This is a genomic window from Rheinheimera pacifica, from assembly GCF_024809855.1.
Taxonomy (GTDB): domain Bacteria; phylum Pseudomonadota; class Gammaproteobacteria; order Enterobacterales; family Alteromonadaceae; genus Alishewanella; species Alishewanella pacifica_A.
In genome coordinates this window covers 213938-234705 of the sequence record NZ_JANUEM010000001.1, presented here as the reverse complement: position 1 = coordinate 234705, position 20768 = coordinate 213938, and the positions used below count along the sequence as shown (strand labels likewise).

18 protein-coding genes are annotated in these 20768 nt (G+C 47.5%); 16 read left to right on the top strand and 2 right to left on the bottom strand.

Annotated features, from left to right (window positions below; translation table 11 throughout):
- The first annotated feature begins 87 nt into the window (after nucleotides 1-87).
- The 12 genes from M2404_RS01060 to M2404_RS01005 all read left to right on the top strand — a co-directional run bounded on the left by M2404_RS01060 (nucleotide 88) and on the right by M2404_RS01005 (nucleotide 13188).
- A complete protein-coding gene (locus M2404_RS01060; RefSeq protein ID WP_259237677.1) occupies nucleotides 88-1425 on the top strand; it encodes a Na(+)-translocating NADH-quinone reductase subunit A in 1338 nt (445 codons plus the stop codon).
- A 2-nt stretch (nucleotides 1426-1427) separates the two neighbouring features.
- Nucleotides 1428-2633: an NADH:ubiquinone reductase (Na(+)-transporting) subunit B gene (locus M2404_RS01055; protein ID WP_259237676.1), complete on the top strand. Its 1206-nt coding sequence runs from the start codon at nucleotides 1428-1430 to the stop codon at nucleotides 2631-2633.
- Nucleotides 2626-3411, top strand: a complete 786-nt coding sequence (locus M2404_RS01050; RefSeq protein ID WP_259237674.1) for a Na(+)-translocating NADH-quinone reductase subunit C — start codon at nucleotides 2626-2628, stop codon at nucleotides 3409-3411. The genes M2404_RS01055 and M2404_RS01050 overlap by 8 nt, the downstream gene beginning before the upstream one ends.
- Nucleotides 3404-4033 (top strand): NADH:ubiquinone reductase (Na(+)-transporting) subunit D, encoded by a 630-nt coding sequence (locus M2404_RS01045; protein ID WP_259237673.1) that lies wholly within the window; start codon nucleotides 3404-3406, stop codon nucleotides 4031-4033. The genes M2404_RS01050 and M2404_RS01045 overlap by 8 nt, the downstream gene beginning before the upstream one ends.
- Nucleotides 4034-4043: 10 nt before the next feature.
- Nucleotides 4044-4652, top strand: a complete 609-nt coding sequence (gene nqrE, locus M2404_RS01040) for an NADH:ubiquinone reductase (Na(+)-transporting) subunit E (RefSeq protein ID WP_259237672.1) — start codon at nucleotides 4044-4046, stop codon at nucleotides 4650-4652.
- 18 nt (nucleotides 4653-4670) lie between these two features.
- Nucleotides 4671-5903, top strand: coding sequence for an NADH:ubiquinone reductase (Na(+)-transporting) subunit F (nqrF, locus tag M2404_RS01035; RefSeq protein WP_259237670.1), 1233 nt, complete (start codon nucleotides 4671-4673; stop codon nucleotides 5901-5903).
- A gap of 62 nt (nucleotides 5904-5965) precedes the next feature.
- Complete coding sequence (locus M2404_RS01030; protein ID WP_259237668.1) at nucleotides 5966-6991, top strand: FAD:protein FMN transferase; 1026 nt, start codon at nucleotides 5966-5968, stop codon at nucleotides 6989-6991.
- A 10-nt stretch (nucleotides 6992-7001) separates the two neighbouring features.
- On the top strand, nucleotides 7002-7214 hold the full coding sequence (gene nqrM, locus M2404_RS01025) for a (Na+)-NQR maturation NqrM (protein ID WP_259237667.1): 213 nt from the start codon (nucleotides 7002-7004) through the stop codon (nucleotides 7212-7214).
- A gap of 70 nt (nucleotides 7215-7284) precedes the next feature.
- Complete coding sequence (locus M2404_RS01020; RefSeq protein ID WP_259237666.1) at nucleotides 7285-8574, top strand: NCS2 family permease; 1290 nt, start codon at nucleotides 7285-7287, stop codon at nucleotides 8572-8574.
- Between the two features lie 6 nt (nucleotides 8575-8580).
- The gene (locus tag M2404_RS01015; protein ID WP_259237665.1) at nucleotides 8581-9444 is read left to right on the top strand and encodes an MBL fold metallo-hydrolase; all 864 of its coding nucleotides are present in this window, start codon (nucleotides 8581-8583) and stop codon (nucleotides 9442-9444) included.
- An 88-nt stretch (nucleotides 9445-9532) separates the two neighbouring features.
- The gene (locus tag M2404_RS01010; RefSeq protein WP_259237663.1) at nucleotides 9533-12193 is read left to right on the top strand and encodes an ATP-binding protein; all 2661 of its coding nucleotides are present in this window, start codon (nucleotides 9533-9535) and stop codon (nucleotides 12191-12193) included.
- Nucleotides 12194-12345: 152 nt separating this feature from the next.
- Complete coding sequence (locus M2404_RS01005) at nucleotides 12346-13188, top strand: HDOD domain-containing protein (RefSeq protein WP_259237662.1); 843 nt, start codon at nucleotides 12346-12348, stop codon at nucleotides 13186-13188.
- 10 nt (nucleotides 13189-13198) lie between these two features.
- Here M2404_RS01005 and M2404_RS01000 read toward each other — a convergent pair whose 3' ends face one another.
- Together M2404_RS01000 and M2404_RS00995 are read right to left on the bottom strand one after the other, a co-directional pair.
- Entirely contained in the window at nucleotides 13199-14098 is a 900-nt protein-coding gene (locus M2404_RS01000; protein WP_259237660.1) for a recombination-associated protein RdgC, read from the bottom strand.
- A gap of 44 nt (nucleotides 14099-14142) precedes the next feature.
- Nucleotides 14143-15891, bottom strand: coding sequence for a sensor histidine kinase (locus M2404_RS00995; protein WP_259237659.1), 1749 nt, complete (start codon nucleotides 15889-15891; stop codon nucleotides 14143-14145).
- Between the two features lie 211 nt (nucleotides 15892-16102).
- On the opposite strand from M2404_RS00995, the gene M2404_RS00990 reads away from it, so the two are divergent.
- From M2404_RS00990 to thrA, 4 genes are all read left to right on the top strand, one after another.
- The gene (locus M2404_RS00990) at nucleotides 16103-16468 is read left to right on the top strand and encodes a response regulator (protein WP_259237657.1); all 366 of its coding nucleotides are present in this window, start codon (nucleotides 16103-16105) and stop codon (nucleotides 16466-16468) included.
- Nucleotides 16465-17079 (top strand): chemotaxis protein, encoded by a 615-nt coding sequence (locus M2404_RS00985; RefSeq protein ID WP_259237656.1) that lies wholly within the window; start codon nucleotides 16465-16467, stop codon nucleotides 17077-17079. Before M2404_RS00990 ends, M2404_RS00985 begins: the two co-directional genes overlap by 4 nt.
- On the top strand, nucleotides 17079-18041 hold the full coding sequence (locus M2404_RS00980; RefSeq protein WP_259238217.1) for a sensor domain-containing diguanylate cyclase: 963 nt from the start codon (nucleotides 17079-17081) through the stop codon (nucleotides 18039-18041). Before M2404_RS00985 ends, M2404_RS00980 begins: the two co-directional genes overlap by 1 nt.
- 263 nt (nucleotides 18042-18304) lie before the next feature.
- Nucleotides 18305-20764 (top strand): bifunctional aspartate kinase/homoserine dehydrogenase I, encoded by a 2460-nt coding sequence (gene thrA, locus M2404_RS00975; RefSeq protein ID WP_259237654.1) that lies wholly within the window; start codon nucleotides 18305-18307, stop codon nucleotides 20762-20764.
- Nucleotides 20765-20768 lie beyond the last annotated feature (4 nt).

The following is a 20768-nucleotide window of genomic DNA, read 5'->3' as shown; positions in this document are numbered from 1 at the left end:
CCCTGATAAATAACTCCGGATGCGCTGCGCGGTGAGCAGCTGAAAAACTAGGCCCTGTTTCTTCCCAAAATAGTAGTGCAAGTACGTATGATAAAACTCAAAAAAGGCTTGGACATTCCCCTCGCGGGCAGTCCTAAACAAGAGATCAGTGCGGGTAATGCCATTAAAACTGTCGCTGTGTTAGGCGAAGAGTATATTGGTATGCGTCCGACCATGTCGGTTGAAGTTGGCGATACGGTAAAGAAAGGCCAGGTACTTTTCGAAGATAAGAAAAACCCGGGCGTTAAGTTTACTGCACCGCTGGCGGGCACCGTCACAGAGATCAACCGTGGTGCTAAGCGGGTATTACAATCTGTAGTAATTGCTGCTGCAGGTAACGATGCCGTTGAATTTGCGAAATATTCTGCTGATCAGCTCGCTGGTTTAAGCCGTGAGCAGGTGGTGCAAAATCTGGTGGACTCCGGATTGTGGGTAGCATTTCGCACCCGCCCGTTTAGTCAAACCCCCGCTATTAAAAGTACCCCGCGTGCGATTTTCGTCAATGCGATGGATACTAATCCGCTGGCTGCCGATCCTGCGGTAGTTATTGCTGCTGATAGCGAAGCATTTACTCAGGGTTTAACCCTGTTAGCCACGCTGACAGGCGGTAAGCTGTATCTGTGTAAGAAAGCCGGCGCTACAGTACCGACTATCAGCAAAGCCGAAGTCGCGGAATTTGATGGCCCGCACCCAGCTGGTTTGGTAGGTACGCATATTCACCTGCTTGACCCGGTAAGCGCGAAAAAGATGGTGTGGCACATTGGATATCAGGACGTTATTGCTATCGGCAAGTTATTTACCACCGGTGAGCTGCACAATGAGCGCGTAATTGCCATTGCCGGCCCCGTTGTGAAAAACCCGCGTCTGGTTAAAACCGTACTGGGTGCTTCAACCAGCGAACTGACGGCAGGTGAACTGGCTGATGGCCAGAACCGTATTATTTCCGGTTCAGTGTTAGCTGGCGCCACGGCCCACGGTGTACATGGCTATGTTGGCCGTTACCATACCCAGCTTTCTGTACTGGCTGAAGGCACTGACAAAGAGTTCCTGGGCTGGATTGCTCCGGGCGCTACTAAATTCTCCGTAACCCGTGCTTATTTGTCGCATCTGAATCCGAAGCGTCTGTTCAGTATGACTACCACCACTAATGGTTCTGCTCGTGCCATGGTACCGATTGGTAACTATGAACGTGTAATGCCACTGGATATTCTACCTACGCTGCTGCTGCGCGACCTGGTGTCGGGCGATACTGACAGTGCAGCATCATTAGGTTGTCTGGAGTTAGACGAAGAAGATCTGGCGCTGTGTACCTTTGTGTGTCCGGGTAAGTATGACTATGGCACCATTTTGCGTAGTTGCCTGACGACCATTCAGAAGGAAGGCTAATCATGAGTTTGAAGCATTTTTTAGAGCGCATTGAGCCGTCTTTTGAAAAAGGCGGTAAGTATGAAAAGTGGTATGCGCTGTATGAAGCTATTGCTACTGTTCTTTATACCCCGGGTCTTGTAACAAAAAACGGTACTCACGTACGTGACAGTATCGATTTAAAACGCATTATGATCTTTGTCTGGCTGGCGCTGTTCCCGGCACTGTTTTTTGGTATGTACAATATTGGTCATCAGGCGGTTATCGCTCTGCAGGCCGGTTTTGGTACACCAGACACCTGGCAGGTTGCTATTTATCAGGCCTTAGGTGGTGAGCTGACAGCACAATCCGGCTGGGGCAGCAAAATGTGGTATGGTGCCGTTTGGTTCCTGCCTATTTATGCCGTAACCTTTATTGTCGGTGGTTTCTGGGAAGTATTGTTTGCTTCTGTGCGTAAGCATGAAGTGAACGAAGGCTTCTTTGTTAGTTCTATCCTGTTTGCCCTGATCCTGCCGGCAACCATTCCGCTGTGGCAGGTTGCATTGGGTATTACGTTCGGTGTTGTTATTGCCAAAGAAGTATTTGGTGGTACTGGCCGTAACTTCTTAAACCCTGCTTTAGCCGGCCGTGCTTTCCTGTTCTTTGCTTACCCGGCGCAAATTTCCGGTGATGCAGTGTGGACAGTAGCGGATGGTTACTCAGGCGCGACCTGGTTAAGCAAAGCAGCAGCAGGTGATTTAGATTACTCTGCCAATATGCAACTGTGGTGGGATGCTTTCTATGGTTTGATTCCTGGCTCTGTCGGTGAAACGTCCGTACTAGCACTGTTAATTGGTGGTTTAGCCCTGATTTACTTCCGCATTGCGTCGTGGCGCATTGTTGCTGGTGTAATGGTCGGTATGGTGTTAACAGCATATTTGTTCAATGCTATTGGCTCTGAATCTAATGCTATGTTTGCTATGCCGTGGCACTGGCACTTAGTACTGGGTGGTTTTGCTATTGGTATGTTCTTTATGGCAACTGATCCGGTATCAGCCTCTTTTACCAATCAGGGTAAATGGGCGTACGGTATTTTAATTGGTTTTATGGTGGTGATGATCCGTGTAGCTAACCCGGCATACCCTGAAGGTATGATGTTAGCCATATTGTTCGCGAACCTGTTTGCGCCATTATTCGATTTCTTCGTGGCTCAGGCCAATATTAAGCGGAGGCTGGCACGTAATGTCTAGTAATAACGATAGCATCAGCAAAACGCTGATCGTAGTCATCTCTTTATGTTTAGTCTGTGCGGTTGTGGTATCTACTGCAGCGGTTCAACTACGTCCGCAGCAAACCGCGAATAAACTGCTCGATTCACAAAAAAACGTGTTAGCAGTGACCGGTTTGCTAACGGGTAGCAATGTCGCTGAGCTGTATAGCAAGCACATTGTTGAGCGTTTTGTTGATCTGGACAGCGGTGATTTTGTTGAAAAGCCAGCAAACTATGATTACCGCAAGTTTATGAAAGATCCGCAAGAAAGCACACGCCTGGAAGGGCGGGATGACTTAGCCTCGATAAGAACCCGGGCAAATATCGCACCTGTGTACCTGGCTTATGAAAAAGGTGTTGAATCAGGCGAGTTGACGTCAATTGTATTGCCAATTCACGGCTATGGTTTATGGTCAACTATGCATGCTTTCCTGGCAATGGCACCGGACGGTGCTACTATACAGGGCCTTAACTACTATGAGCAGGGTGAAACAGCCGGCTTGGGTGGCGAAGTGCAAAATCCAAACTGGGTAAAGCAGTTTGAAGGTAAAAAACTGTTAGATGCCTCTGGTATGCCGGCCATTAAAGTGCGCAAACCGGGTAATGCCAGCCCTGATTCAACTTATGAAGTTGATGGCTTATCAGGTGCAACGTTAACGGCTAATGGTGTACAGAACACTTTCGATTTCTGGGCAGGTTCTAAAGGTTTTGCGCCTTTCCTGGCTAAAGTTCGTGATGGAGCATTAAACAATGGCTAATGCAAAAGAGATTAAAACCGTTCTGTTTGGACCGGTATTTGCTAATAACCCCATTGCGTTACAGGTACTGGGTATCTGTTCTGCGCTGGCGGTAACCACCAAGATGGATAAAGCCCTGGTAATGTGTATTGCACTTACCCTGGTAACGGCTTTCTCTAACTTTTTTATCTCTTTAATCCGTAATCATATCCCTTCCAGTGTCCGTATTATCGTGCAAATGACGATCATCGCATCTCTGGTAATAGTAGTAGACCAATTGTTAAAAGCCTTTGCTTACGATGTCGCTAAAGAGCTGTCTGTATTCGTTGGTCTGATTATTACCAACTGTATCGTTATGGGTCGTGCTGAGGCTTATGCAATGAAAAGCTCGCCTGGTATGAGCTTTCTGGATGGCATAGGTAACGGTTTAGGCTACAGCGTGGTGTTAATGATAGTTGCCTTTATCCGTGAGCTGGGTGGTTCAGGCACGGTGTTTGGCATAGAAATACTACCACTGGTAAAAGATGGCGGTTGGTATCAGCCAATGGGGCTGCTGTTAATGCCACCTAGCGCCTTTATCATTATCGCTGGCTTTATTTGGATACTGCGCACCTTCCGTACTGAACAGGTCGAGAAGGCTTAAGGAGCTATAGATGGAACATTATATAAGCTTATTTGTCCGCGCAGTGTTTATTGAAAACCTGGCGCTGTCATTCTTCCTTGGCATGTGTACTTTTATTGCCATTTCGAAAAAAATCACCACTGCGTTCAGTCTGGGTATTGCGGTAACTGTGGTACTGGCTATCTCTGTACCGGTAAACAATCTGGTATTCCAGAACTTACTGGCGCCAGGTGCGTTGGCATGGGCAGGTTTTCCGGAAGCTGATTTAAGTTTCCTGGGCTTTTTAACCTACATCGGTGTTATCGCCGCGCTGGTACAAATCCTGGAAATGATCCTGGATAAGTTTTTCCCGGCACTGTACAACGCCTTAGGTATCTTCCTGCCGTTAATCACCGTTAACTGTGCTATTTTCGGTGCAGTAGCCTTTATGGTTGAGCGTGATTATAACTTTGGTGAAAGCGTAGTATTTGGCCTGGGTAGCGGTATTGGCTGGATGTTGGCGATTACACTGCTGGCAGGTATTCGTGAGAAGTTAAAGTACGCAGATATTCCACATGGTTTACGTGGTCTGGGTATTACTTTCTTAGTAGTGGGTTTGATGGGCTTTGGCTTTATGTCATTCTCTGGTGTATCACTGTAAGAGGTAAAGGAACACAAGATGGAAAATCTAGATATTATTCTTGGCGTTGCCATGTTTACCCTGGTGGTGCTGGCGTTGGTTGTCATTATTTTGGTAGCCAAATCCAAGCTGGTTTCGTCCGGTGATGTCACCATTAGCATTAACGGTGATCCAAGCAAAGCTATTAAAACTAAAGCCGGCGGTAAACTGCTTGGCGTACTGGCCGACAAAGGTATTTTCCTGTCATCAGCCTGTGGTGGTGGTGGTTCTTGCGGCCAGTGCCGTGTGCATGTGCACTCAGGTGGCGGAGAAATTCTACCTACTGAGCTTGGCCACATTACTAAAGGCGAAGCCCGTGAAGGTTGCCGTTTGTCTTGTCAGGTGAACGTAAAGTCTGACATGGAAATTGAAGTTGAAGAAGAAATCTTCGGCATCAAAAAATGGGACTGTACTGTTATTTCTAACGATAACAAGGCTACTTTTATTAAAGAGCTTAAGCTGCAGATCCCTGATGGCGAATCTGTGCCATTTCGTGCCGGTGGTTATATTCAGATTGAAGCGCCTGCCCACCACGTTAAATACAAGGATTTTGACATCCCTGAGCAATACCGTGGTGACTGGGAACGCTTCAAGTTCTTCAGCCTGGAGTCAAAAGTAGACGACGAAACTATTCGCGCTTACTCAATGGCGAACTATCCGGAAGAAGAAGGCATTATTATGCTGAACGTGCGTATTGCTACGCCGCCACCTAATAATTTGACATTACCGTGCGGTAAGATGTCGTCTTATATCTGGAGCCTAAAAGAAGGCGATAAAGTAACTATTTCTGGCCCATTTGGTGAGTTCTTTGCCAAAGAAACCGAAGCAGAAATGGTGTTTATCGGTGGTGGTGCCGGTATGGCGCCAATGCGCTCGCACATTTTTGACCAGCTACGCCGGTTACAATCGAAGCGTAAAATTACTTTCTGGTATGGTGCCCGTTCTAAGCGTGAAATGTTCTACGTAGAAGATTTCGATATGCTGGCGGCAGAAAATGACAACTTCGAGTGGCATGTAGCGTTATCAGATCCACAACCAGAAGATAACTGGACGGGTTACACAGGTTTTATTCATAATGTTATTTATGAAAACTACCTGAAAAACCATAAAGCACCGGAAGATTGTGAGTTCTATATGTGCGGCCCGCCGATGATGAATAAAGCAGTTATCAATATGCTTAAAGATCTTGGCGTAGAAGATGAAAATATTCTGTTAGACGACTTCGGTGGTTAACAGTTAAGTAAAACCGGCAGGGGCACCGTAACAGGTTGCCCCTTCTGCTATCAGGAACCTTTATGTCCCGTGTTTCTTTGCTGAAAAACTGGCTGGCTCTTATCGGGCTGGCCATTTTAGTTTCATGCAGCCCGTCAACCCCGCCGACTGAGCAATATCAGTTAAACGGTAACACGATGGGAACTTACTATGTGGTTAAGTTTTACTCAGATGTCGCAGTAAACAAAACGGCCTTGCAACAGCAGATTGATACTGAACTGGAACTGGTAAACGACTTAATGTCTACCTACCGGCCTGAATCGGAGCTGATGCGTTTTAACCGACATAGCGATGGTAGTATTTTTCCATTGTCGCCTCAAACCCACACGGTAGTGGCAGAAGCATTACGTATTGCGCAGCAGACGCAGGGTGTGCTGGATGTTACTGTTGGGCCCTTGGTAGAGCTGTGGGGGTTTGGTGCCAGAGGCCGTATAGAACATGCTCCGGATGATGCGGTAATAGCACAAACCAGAGCAGTAGTAGGTTTTGATAAATTAACGCTGACAGCTCAAGGTTTGCAAAAAACTGAAGCTGAACTTGCCGTTGATTTATCTCCGATAGCAAAAGGCTTTGGCGTAGATCAGGTGGCGGCGATACTGGAGCAAAACGGCATCAGCAATTATCTGGTAGAAATTGGTGGTGAAATGCGGCTAAAAGGTGTTAAGCCTGAGCAACAGCCGTGGAAAATTGCGATTGAAAAGCCCGTTAATAACGACCGTGCCGTGCAACGTATTCTGGCTCCCGGTGATATCGGCGTGGCAACCTCTGGCGACTACCGGAATTATTTTGAAGAGGATGGCGTACGCTATTCGCATTTACTTGACCCGCGTACCGGCAAGCCGATTAATAACCGTACTGTATCGGTAACGGTATTGCACCCGTCCTGTATGACAGCAGACGGCTATGCTACAGCGCTCAATGTCATGGATTCACAAGAGGCACTGGCTTTTGCCAACCAGCATGCTATTGCGGTTTTACTGGTGGTTAAAACAGACGATGGCTATACCGAGCTTAGCTCTGAAGCCTTCAAACCTTATTTAGCAAAATAGCGGAGTGATTATGACTATTTTTTTATTAACTTTCGGTTTGTTTCTGCTGGTTATGGTCGCGATGGCTATCGGTTATCTGGTTCAGCGCAAAACAATTGCAGGCAGCTGTGGTGGCTTGGGCGAACTGGGTATAGAGAAAGCCTGCGATTGTGATAAACCTTGTGAAAAGCGGCAAAAACGTCTGGATAAAGAAAAGTTTTGGCAGCAGAATAAAATTATCTGAGCAGATGAGTTAATCGGGTTAATACCAAAGCTGGCGTAATGCCAGCTTTTTACATTAGAGGAATAGCATCTTGCTGGACAGACTCTTTGCACTTAGTGGCCGCAGCACATCGGTTAAACGTGAGGCCGTAGCGGGCCTGACAACCTTTATGGCTATGTCATATGTGTTGTTTGTTAACCCGGCCATGCTGACACAAACCGGTATGGACCAGGGGGCAGTTTTTGTTGCTACCTGTCTTGCAGCAGCCTTAGGCTGCCTGTTAATGGGTTTGCTGGCTAACTTGCCGGTAGCATTGGCGCCGGGCATGGGGCTGAATGCTTTTTTCACTTACGTGATAGTGATAGAGCAGGGGCATAGCTGGCAAACCGCACTGGCGTGTGTATTTTTCTCCGGTTGTTTATTTTTGCTGCTAAGTATTTTCAAAATCCGCGAGTGGATTATCAACAGTATACCGTTACCGCTGAAGATGGGCATAGCTGCCGGTATTGGTATGTTTCTGGCGCTGATTGCGCTTAAAACCGCTAATATTATTGTGGCCAGCCCGGCTACACTGGTAACGCTGGGCAATTTACACAGCCCGCAAGTGTTATTAGCCGTCGCAGGTTTTTTTATTATTTTTGCTCTGGCACATCGTGGTTGGCACAGCGCAGTGTTAATCAGTATTTTGCTGGTAACTGCTGCAGCCTGGTGGCTTGGTGATACCCGGTTTACCGGTGTAGTCGCGCTACCGCCATCATTAGCCCCTACCTTTATGCAGCTCGATTTTGCTGCTGCACTTAGCTTAAGTATGTTACCGGTTATTTTAAGCCTGCTGTTTCTGGATTTATTTGATACCTCAGGCACTTTGGTGGCAGTAAGCCATAAAGCGGGTTTAATGCAAAAAAATGGCACAGTACCAGATCTTAGTAAAGCAATGATCGCTGATAGCAGCGCTACTATCGCAGGTGCACTGTTTGGCACTTCCACCACCACCAGCTATGTAGAGAGCACCAGCGGGGTAGCCGCAGGCGGCCGTACCGGGCTTATGGCAGTGGTGACTGGTTTGCTATTTCTGGCAGCGTTATGGTTTTCCCCCTTGGCCGCTATGGTGCCAGCTTATGCTACGGCCGGTGCCTTGCTATATGTAGCTACTTTAATGCTTGGCAGCCTGAAGCATGTAGAGTGGGACGATATGATCCAAGCCGTGCCGGTATGCGTTGTGTTGATTATGATGCCGCTGACGTTTTCTATTTCAGACGGCATTGGTATGGGGTTTATCAGTTATGCTGTGTTATGTTTAGTGACTGGTAAGCTACAACAAACCACACTCAGTGTCTGGGTACTGGCGCTGATATTTCTGGCCAAATTTATCTGGGGATAATAAGCAATGAAACTTAGCTTAGTTACTACTACTGCACTGGTATTGCTGCTCGCGGCTTTACCGTTGCAGGCAGACCGTTTTAAAGATGTGCAGATTGAGGAAACGAAACTGGCAGACAACCTGTATATGCTGTCTGGTGCCGGTGGCAATATGGCTACCTTAATCGCCGGTGAGAAGGTGTTGCTGGTTGATACGCAATATGCTGAACTAGCCGATAAAATTAAAACCAAGTTAATGCAGTTAAGCGCCAATAAATCCCTGACAACCCTTATAAACACCCATCTGCATGGTGATCATGTCGGCGGTAACAGTTTACTTGCTGCCAATATTGATATTATTGCCCATCGCAACGTCTTAAGCCGTTTAACACAGGATGCAAAATTTCCACGCAATGGCTTACCGAAAACTACCTTCAGTGATCAGCTTAGCCTGCATTTAAACGGCCAGACAGTCAGGCTGGACTATATGCCGCCAGGCCATACAGACGGTGATATCGTAGTTTGGTTTGAACAAGCCAATGCAGTACATTTTGGTGATTTGTTGTTTGAAGGCCGGTTTCCGTTTATTGATGTCAGCAACGGCGGTTCGGTTAAAGGTTATATTGATAATACCCGCGCCCTTATCGGCATGCTAAACGAGCAAACTAAAGTTATTCCCGGCCACGGCCAGTTAACTAACAAAGCCGGTGTGCAACGCTCTTTGGATATGATGGAAGCTACACTGGCAGTGGTGCAAGGGTATAAAGCCGCCGGTATGACCGAACAGCAGGCAGTAGACAAGGGGCTGGGCGAGCAATGGCAGGGCTGGCACTGGAACTTTATTACCGAAGAGCGATGGATTAAAACCCTGTATAACGCAGACGTAAACTAGCGCTTGTGGCGTTGTCGTATGCTGGTTATGCTGTAGCGATGAAAAATATGCAAAGCTGGTAAGGCTTTGCCTGTGAGCCAGGACAGGGATGAGGTTACGCGAAACGCTAGTTGCTTATATGTTGCCATTGCTGGTATTGCCGGTAATGGCTTTTGGCTATCTGGCGTACCAGTTCAGCAAGCAACATTTGCAGCAGGAAGCTTATTTTAAAGCAGAGCAGGCGTTATTCAGACAGCAAACTGAGCTAACGCAGTTTTTGTTGCTGCAACAAACCCGGCTTGCCATGCTGGCACAAAGCCCGCTGCTACAGCAGCATATCGTGCAACGTAGCAATACCACACTGACACCGTTAGAACAGCAGTTTACTCAATATGTAATGGCTGATCAGTATATTGTTGCTCTTAAACTGGTAAACCTGAACGGTGAGTATGAAACCCAGTTACCGGCCAGAGCTGAAGTGTCGGGCATCCCCAATCGGTTTCGTAATGAATACTTCTCGTCGTTGCAGGCTATGGTAGATGAGTCAGGCTATTTTTTAGCTCGTGACAATGACAGCAAAAACCTGCAGCTGTTTTTTGCGCACAAGCTGTATGCTGGCTCGGTTAGTGAATCCCGCCGGTTGTGGGGATATTTGGTAGTGGTGGTCAGGCCACAACTGTTGTCTGATATTGTCAATTATCAACATACGCCTAACAGCGTTACCTTATTTATCAGCAAAAGCGCTACTGTGACGTATGCCAGCGCACCAGCATTAATTGGCAGTGCTTTTGCGCCCACTAATTTTCGTGCGATCCAGCAAAGTATTGATGCTGACAAGTTCAAGCCGGTGATCTTGCTCGGCCAAACGCGGCTATTACTGGGTAAAAGTCTGCCGGGTTCTTTTCAGCTGTTATATGGGCTGGATGAGGGCGAGCTGTACCGTCAGCAAAAATTGATGTCGCTGGTACTGGTGCTGATGACATTACTGGTTTGCCTTATGTTGCCCTTGCTGGTGTACTGGCTACTGATCCGCAATGTATTTGAACCAATCAAACAACTGACAGCAGCGAAAACAGCAGTAGGGCGGGGTGACTTGTCTACTTTATTGGAAGTGACCAAACAGGATGAACTGGGCGACATGTTCGCTGCTTTTAATGTTATGGTGCGCCAGCTGCGGGTGTATCGTGAACGGGAACGTGCCTATAAACAACAGCTGGAAGACAAAGTACTGCGCCGTACCCAGGATTTAGCCCGCGCCAATGATGACTTAGCCGCAGCGAATCAGGAATTGATCCTGGCCCGTGAAACAGCCGAGCAGGCTAACCGGCTGAAAAGCGTGTTTCTGGCTAATATGAGCCATGAGATCCGTACTCCGCTGACTGCCATTATTGGCTTTTCAGAGCAGGCGCAAACCGAGCCTGACAACGACAAGCGGCAAAATTATTTGCAGCGGGTACTGAAAAGCGGTGATCACTTGCTTGGATTAATTAACGATATTCTGGACTTATCTAAAATAGAAGCAGAAAAACTGGAGCTGTTGAACGAACATTTTAATTGCTTAGCCTTGATAGATGATGTTTTCCAGTTAACCCGCAGCCAGGGGGAAGCGAAAGGACTGAGCTGCCTGCTAGACTTGCAATTTCCGTTACCGCTGACGCTGTATAACGACGTATTACGTTTTCGGCAGGTGTTGCTCAACCTGACCAGTAATGCTGTCAAGTTTACCCAAAAAGGCAAAATAGTTATCAGTGTGTCCTTCGACGCCATTGCGCAACAGTTGTCAATTAAAGTAAAAGATACGGGTATCGGTATGTCTGCAGAAGAGCAGGGCCGTATTTTCCAGCCTTTTGTACAGGCAGATGCCACGGTAACCCGCCATTTTGGTGGCACCGGGCTTGGTTTGTGTATTTCAAAGAAACTGATGCAGCAAATGCGGGGTGATATACAGGTTGAAAGTGTCAAAGGTATTGGTAGCTGTTTTGAGCTGCAATTTGATTGTTCAGGCCAGTTAACTGAGCTGGTACAGTCTTTTTCAAGAGAGGCTCAGGTAGCTGCACAAAATGCCCAGACTGTTGCGGTGCAACAACTGCATATACTGGTGGCAGAAGATAACCCTGATAATCAGCTATTGCTGCAGCTAATGCTGGAAAAAGCCAATACCAGCTGCGTACTGGTAGATAACGGCCATAAGGCAGTAGAACGTGCTTTGGCAGAAGATTTTGATCTGATTTTTATGGACATGCAAATGCCGTTAATGGGCGGCGAAGAAGCAACGCAGCTGATCCGTCATGCCGGTATTGATACACCGGTAATTGCTGTAACAGCAAATGTAATGACTGAAGATCTAGAGCGATACAAGCGGGCGGGTTGCCAGAGTTTGCTGGCAAAACCGGTTAACCATAAAGAACTTATGGCACTGCTGGCAAAGTATACTAACCAGACAGTACCCGCTTTAAATAGCCTGGAGCAACAATTGGCGCAGGACCCACAAATGCAAGCGTTAAAGCGTCAGTATGCTGCTCAGCTACCACAATTGTATCAGGAGTTGGCACAGTACTTTAGCTCTGAGCAGTGGCGGGAGCTGGCATTTGCCGCTCACAGCCTTAAAGGCAGCGCGGGCAGTATGGGGTATCCGCAACTTACCCGGCTGGCTGGTGAGCTTGAAGTGGCGGCCAACAGGCAACAACAAGACGAGTGTCTGCAGTTGCTGACACAGATACAAGTGAATATTCAGGCAGATAATGAAGATAGCACCATTTCTGATGCCTGATAATTTTACATATGCCCCACAATTGGCGCAGAATAACCACCTGCCAGCGTTTATAGAGTGCAAAGTGAAGCGCGGCGCCTATACTGAGCTGGTAGTACAACATATTGATCGGGCAGTTAATTCTGTCTTTTCACCCTAAGCCGGAGCCTTTTATGCCAGCACAGCAGCAGTTGCTTCAGATCCTTGAACGTAAAATACAGCAAGACCAGCTGATATTACCGACATTACCGGATGTTGCATTGACAGTGCGGCGCAGGGCTACTGAGCCAAATGTCAGCTTGCAGGAGATGGCAGATGTTATAGCGCAGGACCCGGCGCTGGCAGCCAGAATGATAAAAGTAGCGAACAGTGCTTTTATGGGCCGCTCGATCAAGGTTTCTACGCTGAATCAGGCTGTAACCCGAATCGGGCTTAGCCAGATCCGTAATATTGCCATTGCCATGGCATTGGAGCAGGTGTTTGTGTCTAAACATAAACAAGTGCAGCAACAACTGGATGCATTGTGGCAAAGTAGTGTGCAGGTGGCCAGCGTCGCAGTGGCGTGTTTGTCTTACTATAATAGCCGTGAGGCGCGTACCGGCTTAAATAAAGATGTACTGACATTAATGGCGTTGGTGCACAATATTGGCGCTTTGCCTATTGTTGCCGAAGCTGAGCGGCAGGAAGCCTTACTCGGTGATCCGCGTTTTTTACTGCATCTGGCAACCAGTTTGTCTGCTGATGTCAGCCTTCGGATCATGTATGCCTGGGCGTTCGCTGAACCGTTTCAACAGATGGCATCAAACTGGCAAAAATTGCAGCCAGACAAACCAGGCCCGGGGTATACCGATTTTATCCGTTTGGCAGTTATTGCCAGAGATGGCTACGCAGATAAAGAGCTGCAGCAACGTTTGTTGCGGTATTATATGACAATGCAGATGGTGCCCCAGCAAGACTTTATGCAACATCCTGATATACAAGCAGTATATCAGGATGTGCGTGCTGTTTTCAGTTAGGCTGAATCAGCTATTCAGCTGTGCTGAGCTGCTGGCTGATGCTTAGTAATGCTTTATTCAGCGCCGCAGCCATTAACATCAAATCGGCATCCAGCCTTGCTGTCAGATCTTCCCAGCCCAGTTCGTCGTTCTGGCTGGTTAGCAAGTCATGAAATTTAATCCGTTTTATTGCACCGTCATCGGTAATTTGCAGTGATAAGCCTTCGCTTTGTTCCAGGCTGATGCTGGTTACCAGTTTATCCTGTAGGTGGCTTTGCACTTCATCAGCAGTCAGCAGATGATTACTGAATTTAACTTTGGCGCCTTCTTCATCGGGTGCTTTTAGTTCAGCATCGCTGCCTTGCACAAACCCTTGCGGTAATGCCTGATTTTGCAGCCAAAGTTGTAAACTGGCATTCAGTTTATGGTTATCAAGCCATGGTAATGCAGGTAGCGAACCCAGTGCTTTACGTAACAATGCCAGTACATCCTCTGCTTTACCGGCACTGCTGGTATTGATTACCAGCCACTGGTTTTGTGGATCATAGTAGCCCTGGGTTAAAGAAGAGCGGCTAAAAGCTCTTGGCAATAAGCTCAGCTGCAGCTCTTCTTTCAGGCTTTGTTTTTCTTTGCGGCTTAACGGCCGGCCTTTTTCCTGCTCCATTGCCTCTAGTTTAGGCTGCATTTCTTCGTTTATTACCGCTGCCGGTAGTATTTTTTCCTGCCGTTTTACTGCAAAAAATACTAAGTGCTCACACTGATGGCAGTATTGTTTAATGCTATGGTGCAGCGGAAAACTAAACCCCGTTCTCACTGCTTCCTGCGCGGTAAGCGGAGTAAATTTAAATTCAGTAAGGGCTTGCTCCCACTCGGCAACATCAGTACTCAGCGGTGCACTGAGCTTATAAACACGAACATTCTTAAACCACATAATTCACTCTGAACAATAAATCCGGAGCGGCAGTATAACGTGGATCAGCCCGAGATTTTTAGGTTTTTTGGAAAGCAGATATGGTAGTGCAAACCTTTGCCCGGCTCACTGTTTACCTGAATACTGCCGCCTAATGTCTGCCGCACCAGGTTGTAAGTGATATGGGTGCCCAAACCACTGCCGCCCTGATCACGCTTGGTGGTAAAGAAAGGATGAAACAGCTTTTCCAGTTGCTCCGGGGTCAGGCCTTTACCATTGTCACTGTACTTAATGTCGACATTGTCATCTTCGTCCAGCACGGTAATGCGGATCAGGCCATTGTCCATATCTTCAAAACCATGGATCAAGGAGTTCATCAGTAAGTTGGTAAAAATTTGCGAAATTGCACCAGCCGGGCAATTCAGCATAATGTTGTCCGGGCAGTTTACTTCGATATGGTGATGGGTCTTTTTAAAGTTAGGTTGCAACGAGCGGATAACTTCGTGCAGGTATTCGGCCAGATTTATCGTTCGTATGGCTTCACTGGTTTGATCTACGGCAATTTGCTTAAAGCTGGCAATCAGCTCTGAGGCGCGGATCAGGTTAGATTGCAGTAACTCAGAGCCTTGCTTGGCTTCTTCAATAAAATGCTCTAGTGCTTTGGGCGACAAGGTTTTGTCATGATATGCCAGTTCCAGCGCATGAATTTTCTCAGCCAGAAAACTGGTTGCTGTAACACCTATGCCAACAGGGGTATTCACTTCATGGGTAATACCGGCAACCAGGCCGCCAAGCGCAGCCATTTTTTCTGACTGCACCAGCCTGTCTTGCGCCTGTTTTAAATTATCGACAATTTTTTCCAGCTCGGTTTGCTTACTGCGCAGTGCATCTTCAGTATGACGGCGACGTTCTATTTCTTCACGCAGGCTTTGTTGTTTTACTTCCAGTTCTTGTTTTTGTTGCTGCAAGTCCATCATAGCCTGGCTCAGGCCAGAGGTTTTACGTGCAACCTCCTGTTCTAACATCAGGTTTTGCTGGTCCAGCTTCTCATTTGACAGCATCAGCTGCTTTTGTGTGGTTTCCAGCTGATGCTTGTAGTCTTGCAGCCGGCCAATCAAACGGTTAAAAGCATCTGCCATAACACTTAATTCTGACGTATCGCCATGTTGTATCTCAACTTTGGCGCCATCGAGCTGGTCCAGCTCTAAATCTTCAATCTGTTGTGTCAGCTCGGTGAGCGGTACAGTAAGTTGTCTGCGAAAAGCCAGTAAAAACAATATAATAAGGAAAGTGGTTTTAAGTATGGCATTACCGATCAGAAAATAAATGCCCACTTTTATCCGGTCTATTACCACAGCGCGGCTGGAAAAAAGCGTAACATCACCGACCTGGGTTGCACGGCCGGAAAATTCAAAAATAAGCGGAAAGGTATAGCCAAAAATACCAGACTGTTGCTCGGTAAGGCGTATGCCCTCCCTGACTAACTGAGTGCTGAAGCGTTCTTTTATATCAATATAACGGCCCAGTTGAGTGATTATTGCACCGTTGTCATCCCGTACTATAATGCCTTCTATTGCTGGTATTGCCAGTAAACCATCGGCAATAATTAATGCCTGCTGGGTATTCAGCTCCCATATTGCACGCGTCAGGCTGCCAGAGAAGGTTTGTTGCAGGGTTTCAAGTTCGCCGTTGATATGATTCTTAGTATTAAAATACTCTGCAACAATTTGTCCCAGTGTTACTACAAATGTCAGGATAAAATAAACTGACAACACCTTAGTCAGGAGCTTACGGGATAAGCTTTTATGTTGCATGAATCAACCTTGAGTAACGAAACATTATTAGTATTATACCGCTACCATAACCAATAACCTGAACTTTGAAAATAGCATTACAGTGGGATACGGTTAGTTGTTGCAGCTTGTGTCAGCTATTTATAGCTCAGATATTGCATTATAGCGGCACCCTGTATATATTTTTTAACCTGTTTACGCCAATTCATTATAATAATACAGGCTGCTGTAAATGGCTTTAACCGCACTTATCTGTGACGATTCCCTGCTTGCCCGGAATCAACTGAAAAAATCCCTGCCATCAGGTTTTGATGCCAACATTCTTACCGCCGGTAACGGAGTAGAAGCTCTTACTATTCTAAGAACACGTGAAGTCGGGCTGGTTTTTCTTGATTTAACAATGCCGGAGCTTGATGGGGTTGGAGTACTGGAGGCCATTAAAGCTGAGGCGATGGACTGCCTGGTTATTGTGGTGTCTGCTGATATTCAGCCGGAAATGCAAAAACGCGTTATGGAGCTTGGCGCGCTGGCATTTGTACAAAAGCCAGCCTCCGCTGATAAGCTTGCAGATGTTATGCACAAGTACGGTTTGATATGACAGAACTGCATTTCACCGATGTGCAGCGTGATTGTCTGCAAGAGTTGGTTAATGTGGCTATGGGGCAGGCCAGTGATAAGCTGGCGCGTTACCTTGGCACTTTTGTGCATTTGCAGGTGCCGTCTATTGCTTTGGTAGAGGCCGCCCTGTTATCACAGCATTTTTCCAGCCGCTACCAGCAACAAAGCGCAACATTGGTGAGCCTGGGGTTTTTTGGTGATCAGGGGCTACGCGGTGAAACTATTATGCTGTATCAGCTGGCTAATGCCGGGGTTATTGCCCAGTTGCTGGGCTACAGCGATGATGCCGTTTCTGAAGCTGAAATGTTGACTGATATCAGCTCAGTGCTGACAACCACCTTTCTAAGCGGGCTGGCAGAGCAGCTGGAAAACAGTTTTTCTTATGCGGCGCCCCGGATTTTATCCAGCCGCGATCAGTATTTTGCTGACAAGCTGGCCTACACGGCTGAGCAATGGCAACTGGCATTGCAGGTCGATATCCGTTATCAGTTAACTGATTACAGTTTCAACTGCGACATGATTCTGCTGATCCCCGGTGAGGCGGTGTTGCGGCTGCGCCAGACGCTGGATAACATTCTGGCAGATTTTTGATGCAACTGGATTGGCTACTGCAACCTTTACTCACTCAGCTTAATACCGGTGTGCTGGTATTGGATGCGCAATACAGAGTAGTATTTTTTAACCAGTTTATTGCCCGGCGCGCAGAGCTGGATCTGGCTAGAGTACAGGGTAACTTACTGGAAGATGTGTTTGCAGATCTACCTATCGCCTGGCTCAAGCGTAAACTGGACAGCGTATTGCATTTGCAGGTACCGGCATTTAGCAGTTGGGAGCAGCGGCAGTACATTGTTAAACTTGCCCACTTGCGGCCCCTTAGCAGCGACAGCCAGTATATGGCGCAGAACTGCAGTATGTTACCCCTTACTGCTCCGGATGGCGTATCGCGCTACATTTGTTTGCTAATTGAAGATGCCACCGATGCTTATGTGTATCAGCAGCAATTGCAGCAAAGTGTCATGCAATTGGAACATGCTAACCGCACTGACGGTTTAACCGGGGTGTATAACCGCTGTTACTGGCAGCAGCAGTTGGGATATGAAATTCAGCGTGCCGGGCGTTATCAGCATCCGCTATCTTTGCTGTTGTTTGACCTGGATAAATTTAAAGATCTTAATGATCAGTATGGCCATCAGGGTGGTGATTTTGTACTGATCGAATTATCACGACTGATTGACTCTTTGCTCAGAGACACAGATTTATTCGGCCGTTATGGCGGCGAAGAATTTGGCATTATATTACCCGATACCGGCATGACAGGTGCGCTGCAAGTCGCTAACCGTATTTGCGACACCGTTGCCCGGCACAAAATGCTATATAACCAGCAGACACTCAAGGCCACCATCAGCATTGGTGTGGCGTCTTATTTTGACCACAGTGTTGATGAGCTGATCCAGCGTGCTGATACAGCGTTGTACTGTGCCAAACGCCAGGGGCGTAACAGGGCCGTTGCCTATCAACCAGAGCTGGAAGGTTACCTTAAAAAGGTAAAATAGCCGCAGGTAAAAATTAGCCGTTGACAGACGTCTACAAGTCTGTGCATAGTGACGATATGAAAATAAAAACCACGACATTCACCACCATTATTATTACCACCAACCCTTCGGGGTAGGAGGTCGGCGGTGTGTTGTCTGTAAAAAAGACCCGTGATCTCAAATGTCACGGGTCTTTTTTTTGGCTCTGTTATGCAGAGCCGCTACCGAATAACCAGGTATCGCGATAACTGACAATAACAGTAAATTAAGCGAAGGAGTTTAAAATGAGGGTGCTCAAGTTTGGCGGATCGTCACTGGCGTCAGTAAGCCGTTTTGCCGGGGTTGCACAGATAGCGCAACAGCAAACGGCAACAGACAGTATTTGTCTGGTGTTATCCGCGCCGCAGGGCGTAACCAATACGCTGGTTGAGCTAACCGATTTAGCTTATTTGGGGTCGGATTTCAGCCCGTTATTGCAGCAGTTGCAACAGCGCTATCAGGCGCTGGCCAGCGAAGCTCTTGTGCTATTTCCCACAGCCGAGTTAAGCGGTTTAAATGAGGTTATCAGCCAGCAACATAAGCAATTGCAGGCTCAGCTTACCGGTATTCAGCTACTCAGGCATTGCCCTGATCATATAAAAGCGCAAATTCTGGGGTTGGGTGAGCAATTCAGCGTTGCCCTGATGACTGCACTCTTAAGTGCTAAACAGCTGCAAGTGGTTGCACTGGATGGTGTGAAACTGGTGAAAAGCAGCGGTGATTATTTAAACGCTACGGCAGATATTGCTGCATCAGAGCTAACGTTACAGCATGCCATTGCCAGCCAGAGCGCGCAGGTATACGTAATTGCCGGTTTTGTTTCCAGTAATGCGCAAGGCGAAACCTGCTTGCTGGGGCGTAATGGCTCTGATTACTCAGGTGCTATTGTTGCCGCCAGTATCCGCGCATCTGCCTGCGAGATTTGGACCGACGTTGATGGTGTTTACAGCGCTGATCCACGCCAGGTCAAAAATGCCAAGTTAATTGATAGATTGTCTTACGACGAAGCGATGGAGTTATCATACTTTGGTGCCAAGGTATTACACCCGAAAACTATAGGCCCACTGGCGCGGTACAATATTACCTGTTTTATTAAAAACACCCTTAATCCATCAGCACCCGGTACCTGCATCGACAATAACGGCGAAGGTGATGCACTGGTCAAAGGTATTTCCAGCCTTGAGCATCTGGCGCTGGTTACGGTATCAGGCCCTGGCTTAAAAGGTGTGGTGGGAATGGCGAGCCGGGTATTTGCCTCAATGGCGCGGGCGCATATTTCTGTCAGTTTGATCACCCAGTCATCGTCAGAATTCAGCATTAGCTTTTGTGTACCGCAACTGCATTTAACGGCAGCCAAAAATGCCTTGCAGCAGGAATTTGAATTAGAACTGCAAACCGGTTTGCTGCGCCCGCTGAGTATTTTATCCGATATGGCTATTGTTAGCCTGGTTGGTGATGGTATGCGCCAGCACCGCGGCGTCGCAGCGAAGTTTTTTGCTTCGCTGGCGCAGGCGCGGGTTAATGTTGTTGCCATAGCACAGGACAGCAGTGAGCGTTCTATATCTGCGGTTATTGAGCAGGCTGCCTGCAAAAACGCCGTAAAAGTGTGTCATGAAAACTTTTTCAGCCATATCCCCAGTATTGACGTGTTTCTGGTTGGTTGTGGTGTGGTGGGCAGCGAGCTGCTGCAGCAAATTCAGCGTCAGCAGGCTTTTTTGCATAGCCGCCAGGTTAAGGTAACAGTGTATGGTATTGCCAATAGCAAGGCGGTGTTGTTGCACAGTGACGGCATTGATTTATCGCAGTGGCAGCCTCAGCTGGCAGAGGCTAAACAGGCGTTTTCTCTGGATACACTAAACCAGTTTGCCCGGCAACATCATCTGACAAATCCGGTATTGGTAGATTGCACCAGCTCAGAGCAGGTTGCGGCGCAATATGCAGATTTTATTGCTGCAGGCTTTCATGTGGTAACACCCAATAAAAAAGCCAATACGGCCTCTTATGCTTATTACCAGCAATTGCGACAGCTGGCACAGCAACATCGGCGCCGGTTTTTGTATGAAACCACCGTTGGTGCTGGTTTACCAGTTATTGATACTCTGCAGGGGTTGCTTAATGCCGGTGATGAATTACTGGTCTTTGAAGGCATCTTATCAGGCTCGTTATCTTATATTTTTGGCGAGCTTGAGGCCGGTGTCAGCCTCTCTGATGTTACTAAAAAAGCCCGGGCAATGGGCTTTACCGAGCCAGACCCGCGCGATGATTTATCCGGCATGGATGTTGCGCGCAAGCTGTTAATTCTGGCGCGTGAAGCCGGCATGGCGCTGGAGCTTAGCGATGTTGAGGTAGAATCGGTATTACCGGCAGATTTTGCTGCAGGTGCCAGCACAGATGATTTTATCGCTGCTTTACCGCAGCTTGATAGCGCCTTTGCCAAACGGATTGCAGCCGCCAAAGCTGAAGGTAAAGTACTGAGATACATCGGCGAAATTGCAGACGGCAAATGCCGGGTAGCGATTAAAGCGCTGGCGGCAGACCATCCGCTGGCCAAAGTGAAAGACGGTGAAAATGCGCTGGCTATTCATACCCGTTATTACCAGCCTATTCCGTTTGTATTGCGTGGTTATGGTGCCGGTGCGGCGGTAACATCAGCAGGGGTATTCAGCGATATTATGCGTACCCTTGGCTGGCAACAACAGGTGTAATAAC

What these genes read in the sequence shown, in the direction of transcription:
- M2404_RS01060 (WP_259237677.1), top strand. Translation starts at nt 88, where the DNA reads ATGATAAAACTCAAAAAAGGCTTGGACATTCCCCTCGCGGGCAGTCCT.
- M2404_RS01055 (WP_259237676.1), top strand. Translation starts at nt 1,428, where the DNA reads ATGAGTTTGAAGCATTTTTTAGAGCGCATTGAGCCGTCTTTTGAAAAA.
- M2404_RS01050 (WP_259237674.1), top strand. Translation starts at nt 2,626, where the DNA reads ATGTCTAGTAATAACGATAGCATCAGCAAAACGCTGATCGTAGTCATC.
- M2404_RS01045 (WP_259237673.1), top strand. Translation starts at nt 3,404, where the DNA reads ATGGCTAATGCAAAAGAGATTAAAACCGTTCTGTTTGGACCGGTATTT.
- nqrE (WP_259237672.1), top strand. Translation starts at nt 4,044, where the DNA reads ATGGAACATTATATAAGCTTATTTGTCCGCGCAGTGTTTATTGAAAAC.
- nqrF (WP_259237670.1), top strand. Translation starts at nt 4,671, where the DNA reads ATGGAAAATCTAGATATTATTCTTGGCGTTGCCATGTTTACCCTGGTG.
- M2404_RS01030 (WP_259237668.1), top strand. Translation starts at nt 5,966, where the DNA reads ATGTCCCGTGTTTCTTTGCTGAAAAACTGGCTGGCTCTTATCGGGCTG.
- nqrM (WP_259237667.1), top strand. Translation starts at nt 7,002, where the DNA reads ATGACTATTTTTTTATTAACTTTCGGTTTGTTTCTGCTGGTTATGGTC.
- M2404_RS01015 (WP_259237665.1), top strand. Translation starts at nt 8,581, where the DNA reads ATGAAACTTAGCTTAGTTACTACTACTGCACTGGTATTGCTGCTCGCG.
- M2404_RS01010 (WP_259237663.1), top strand. Translation starts at nt 9,533, where the DNA reads ATGAGGTTACGCGAAACGCTAGTTGCTTATATGTTGCCATTGCTGGTA.
- M2404_RS01005 (WP_259237662.1), top strand. Translation starts at nt 12,346, where the DNA reads ATGCCAGCACAGCAGCAGTTGCTTCAGATCCTTGAACGTAAAATACAG.
- M2404_RS01000 (WP_259237660.1), bottom strand. Translation starts at nt 14,098, where the DNA reads ATGTGGTTTAAGAATGTTCGTGTTTATAAGCTCAGTGCACCGCTGAGT.
- M2404_RS00995 (WP_259237659.1), bottom strand. Translation starts at nt 15,891, where the DNA reads ATGCAACATAAAAGCTTATCCCGTAAGCTCCTGACTAAGGTGTTGTCA.
- M2404_RS00990 (WP_259237657.1), top strand. Translation starts at nt 16,103, where the DNA reads ATGGCTTTAACCGCACTTATCTGTGACGATTCCCTGCTTGCCCGGAAT.
- M2404_RS00985 (WP_259237656.1), top strand. Translation starts at nt 16,465, where the DNA reads ATGACAGAACTGCATTTCACCGATGTGCAGCGTGATTGTCTGCAAGAG.
- M2404_RS00980 (WP_259238217.1), top strand. Translation starts at nt 17,079, where the DNA reads ATGCAACTGGATTGGCTACTGCAACCTTTACTCACTCAGCTTAATACC.
- thrA (WP_259237654.1), top strand. Translation starts at nt 18,305, where the DNA reads ATGAGGGTGCTCAAGTTTGGCGGATCGTCACTGGCGTCAGTAAGCCGT.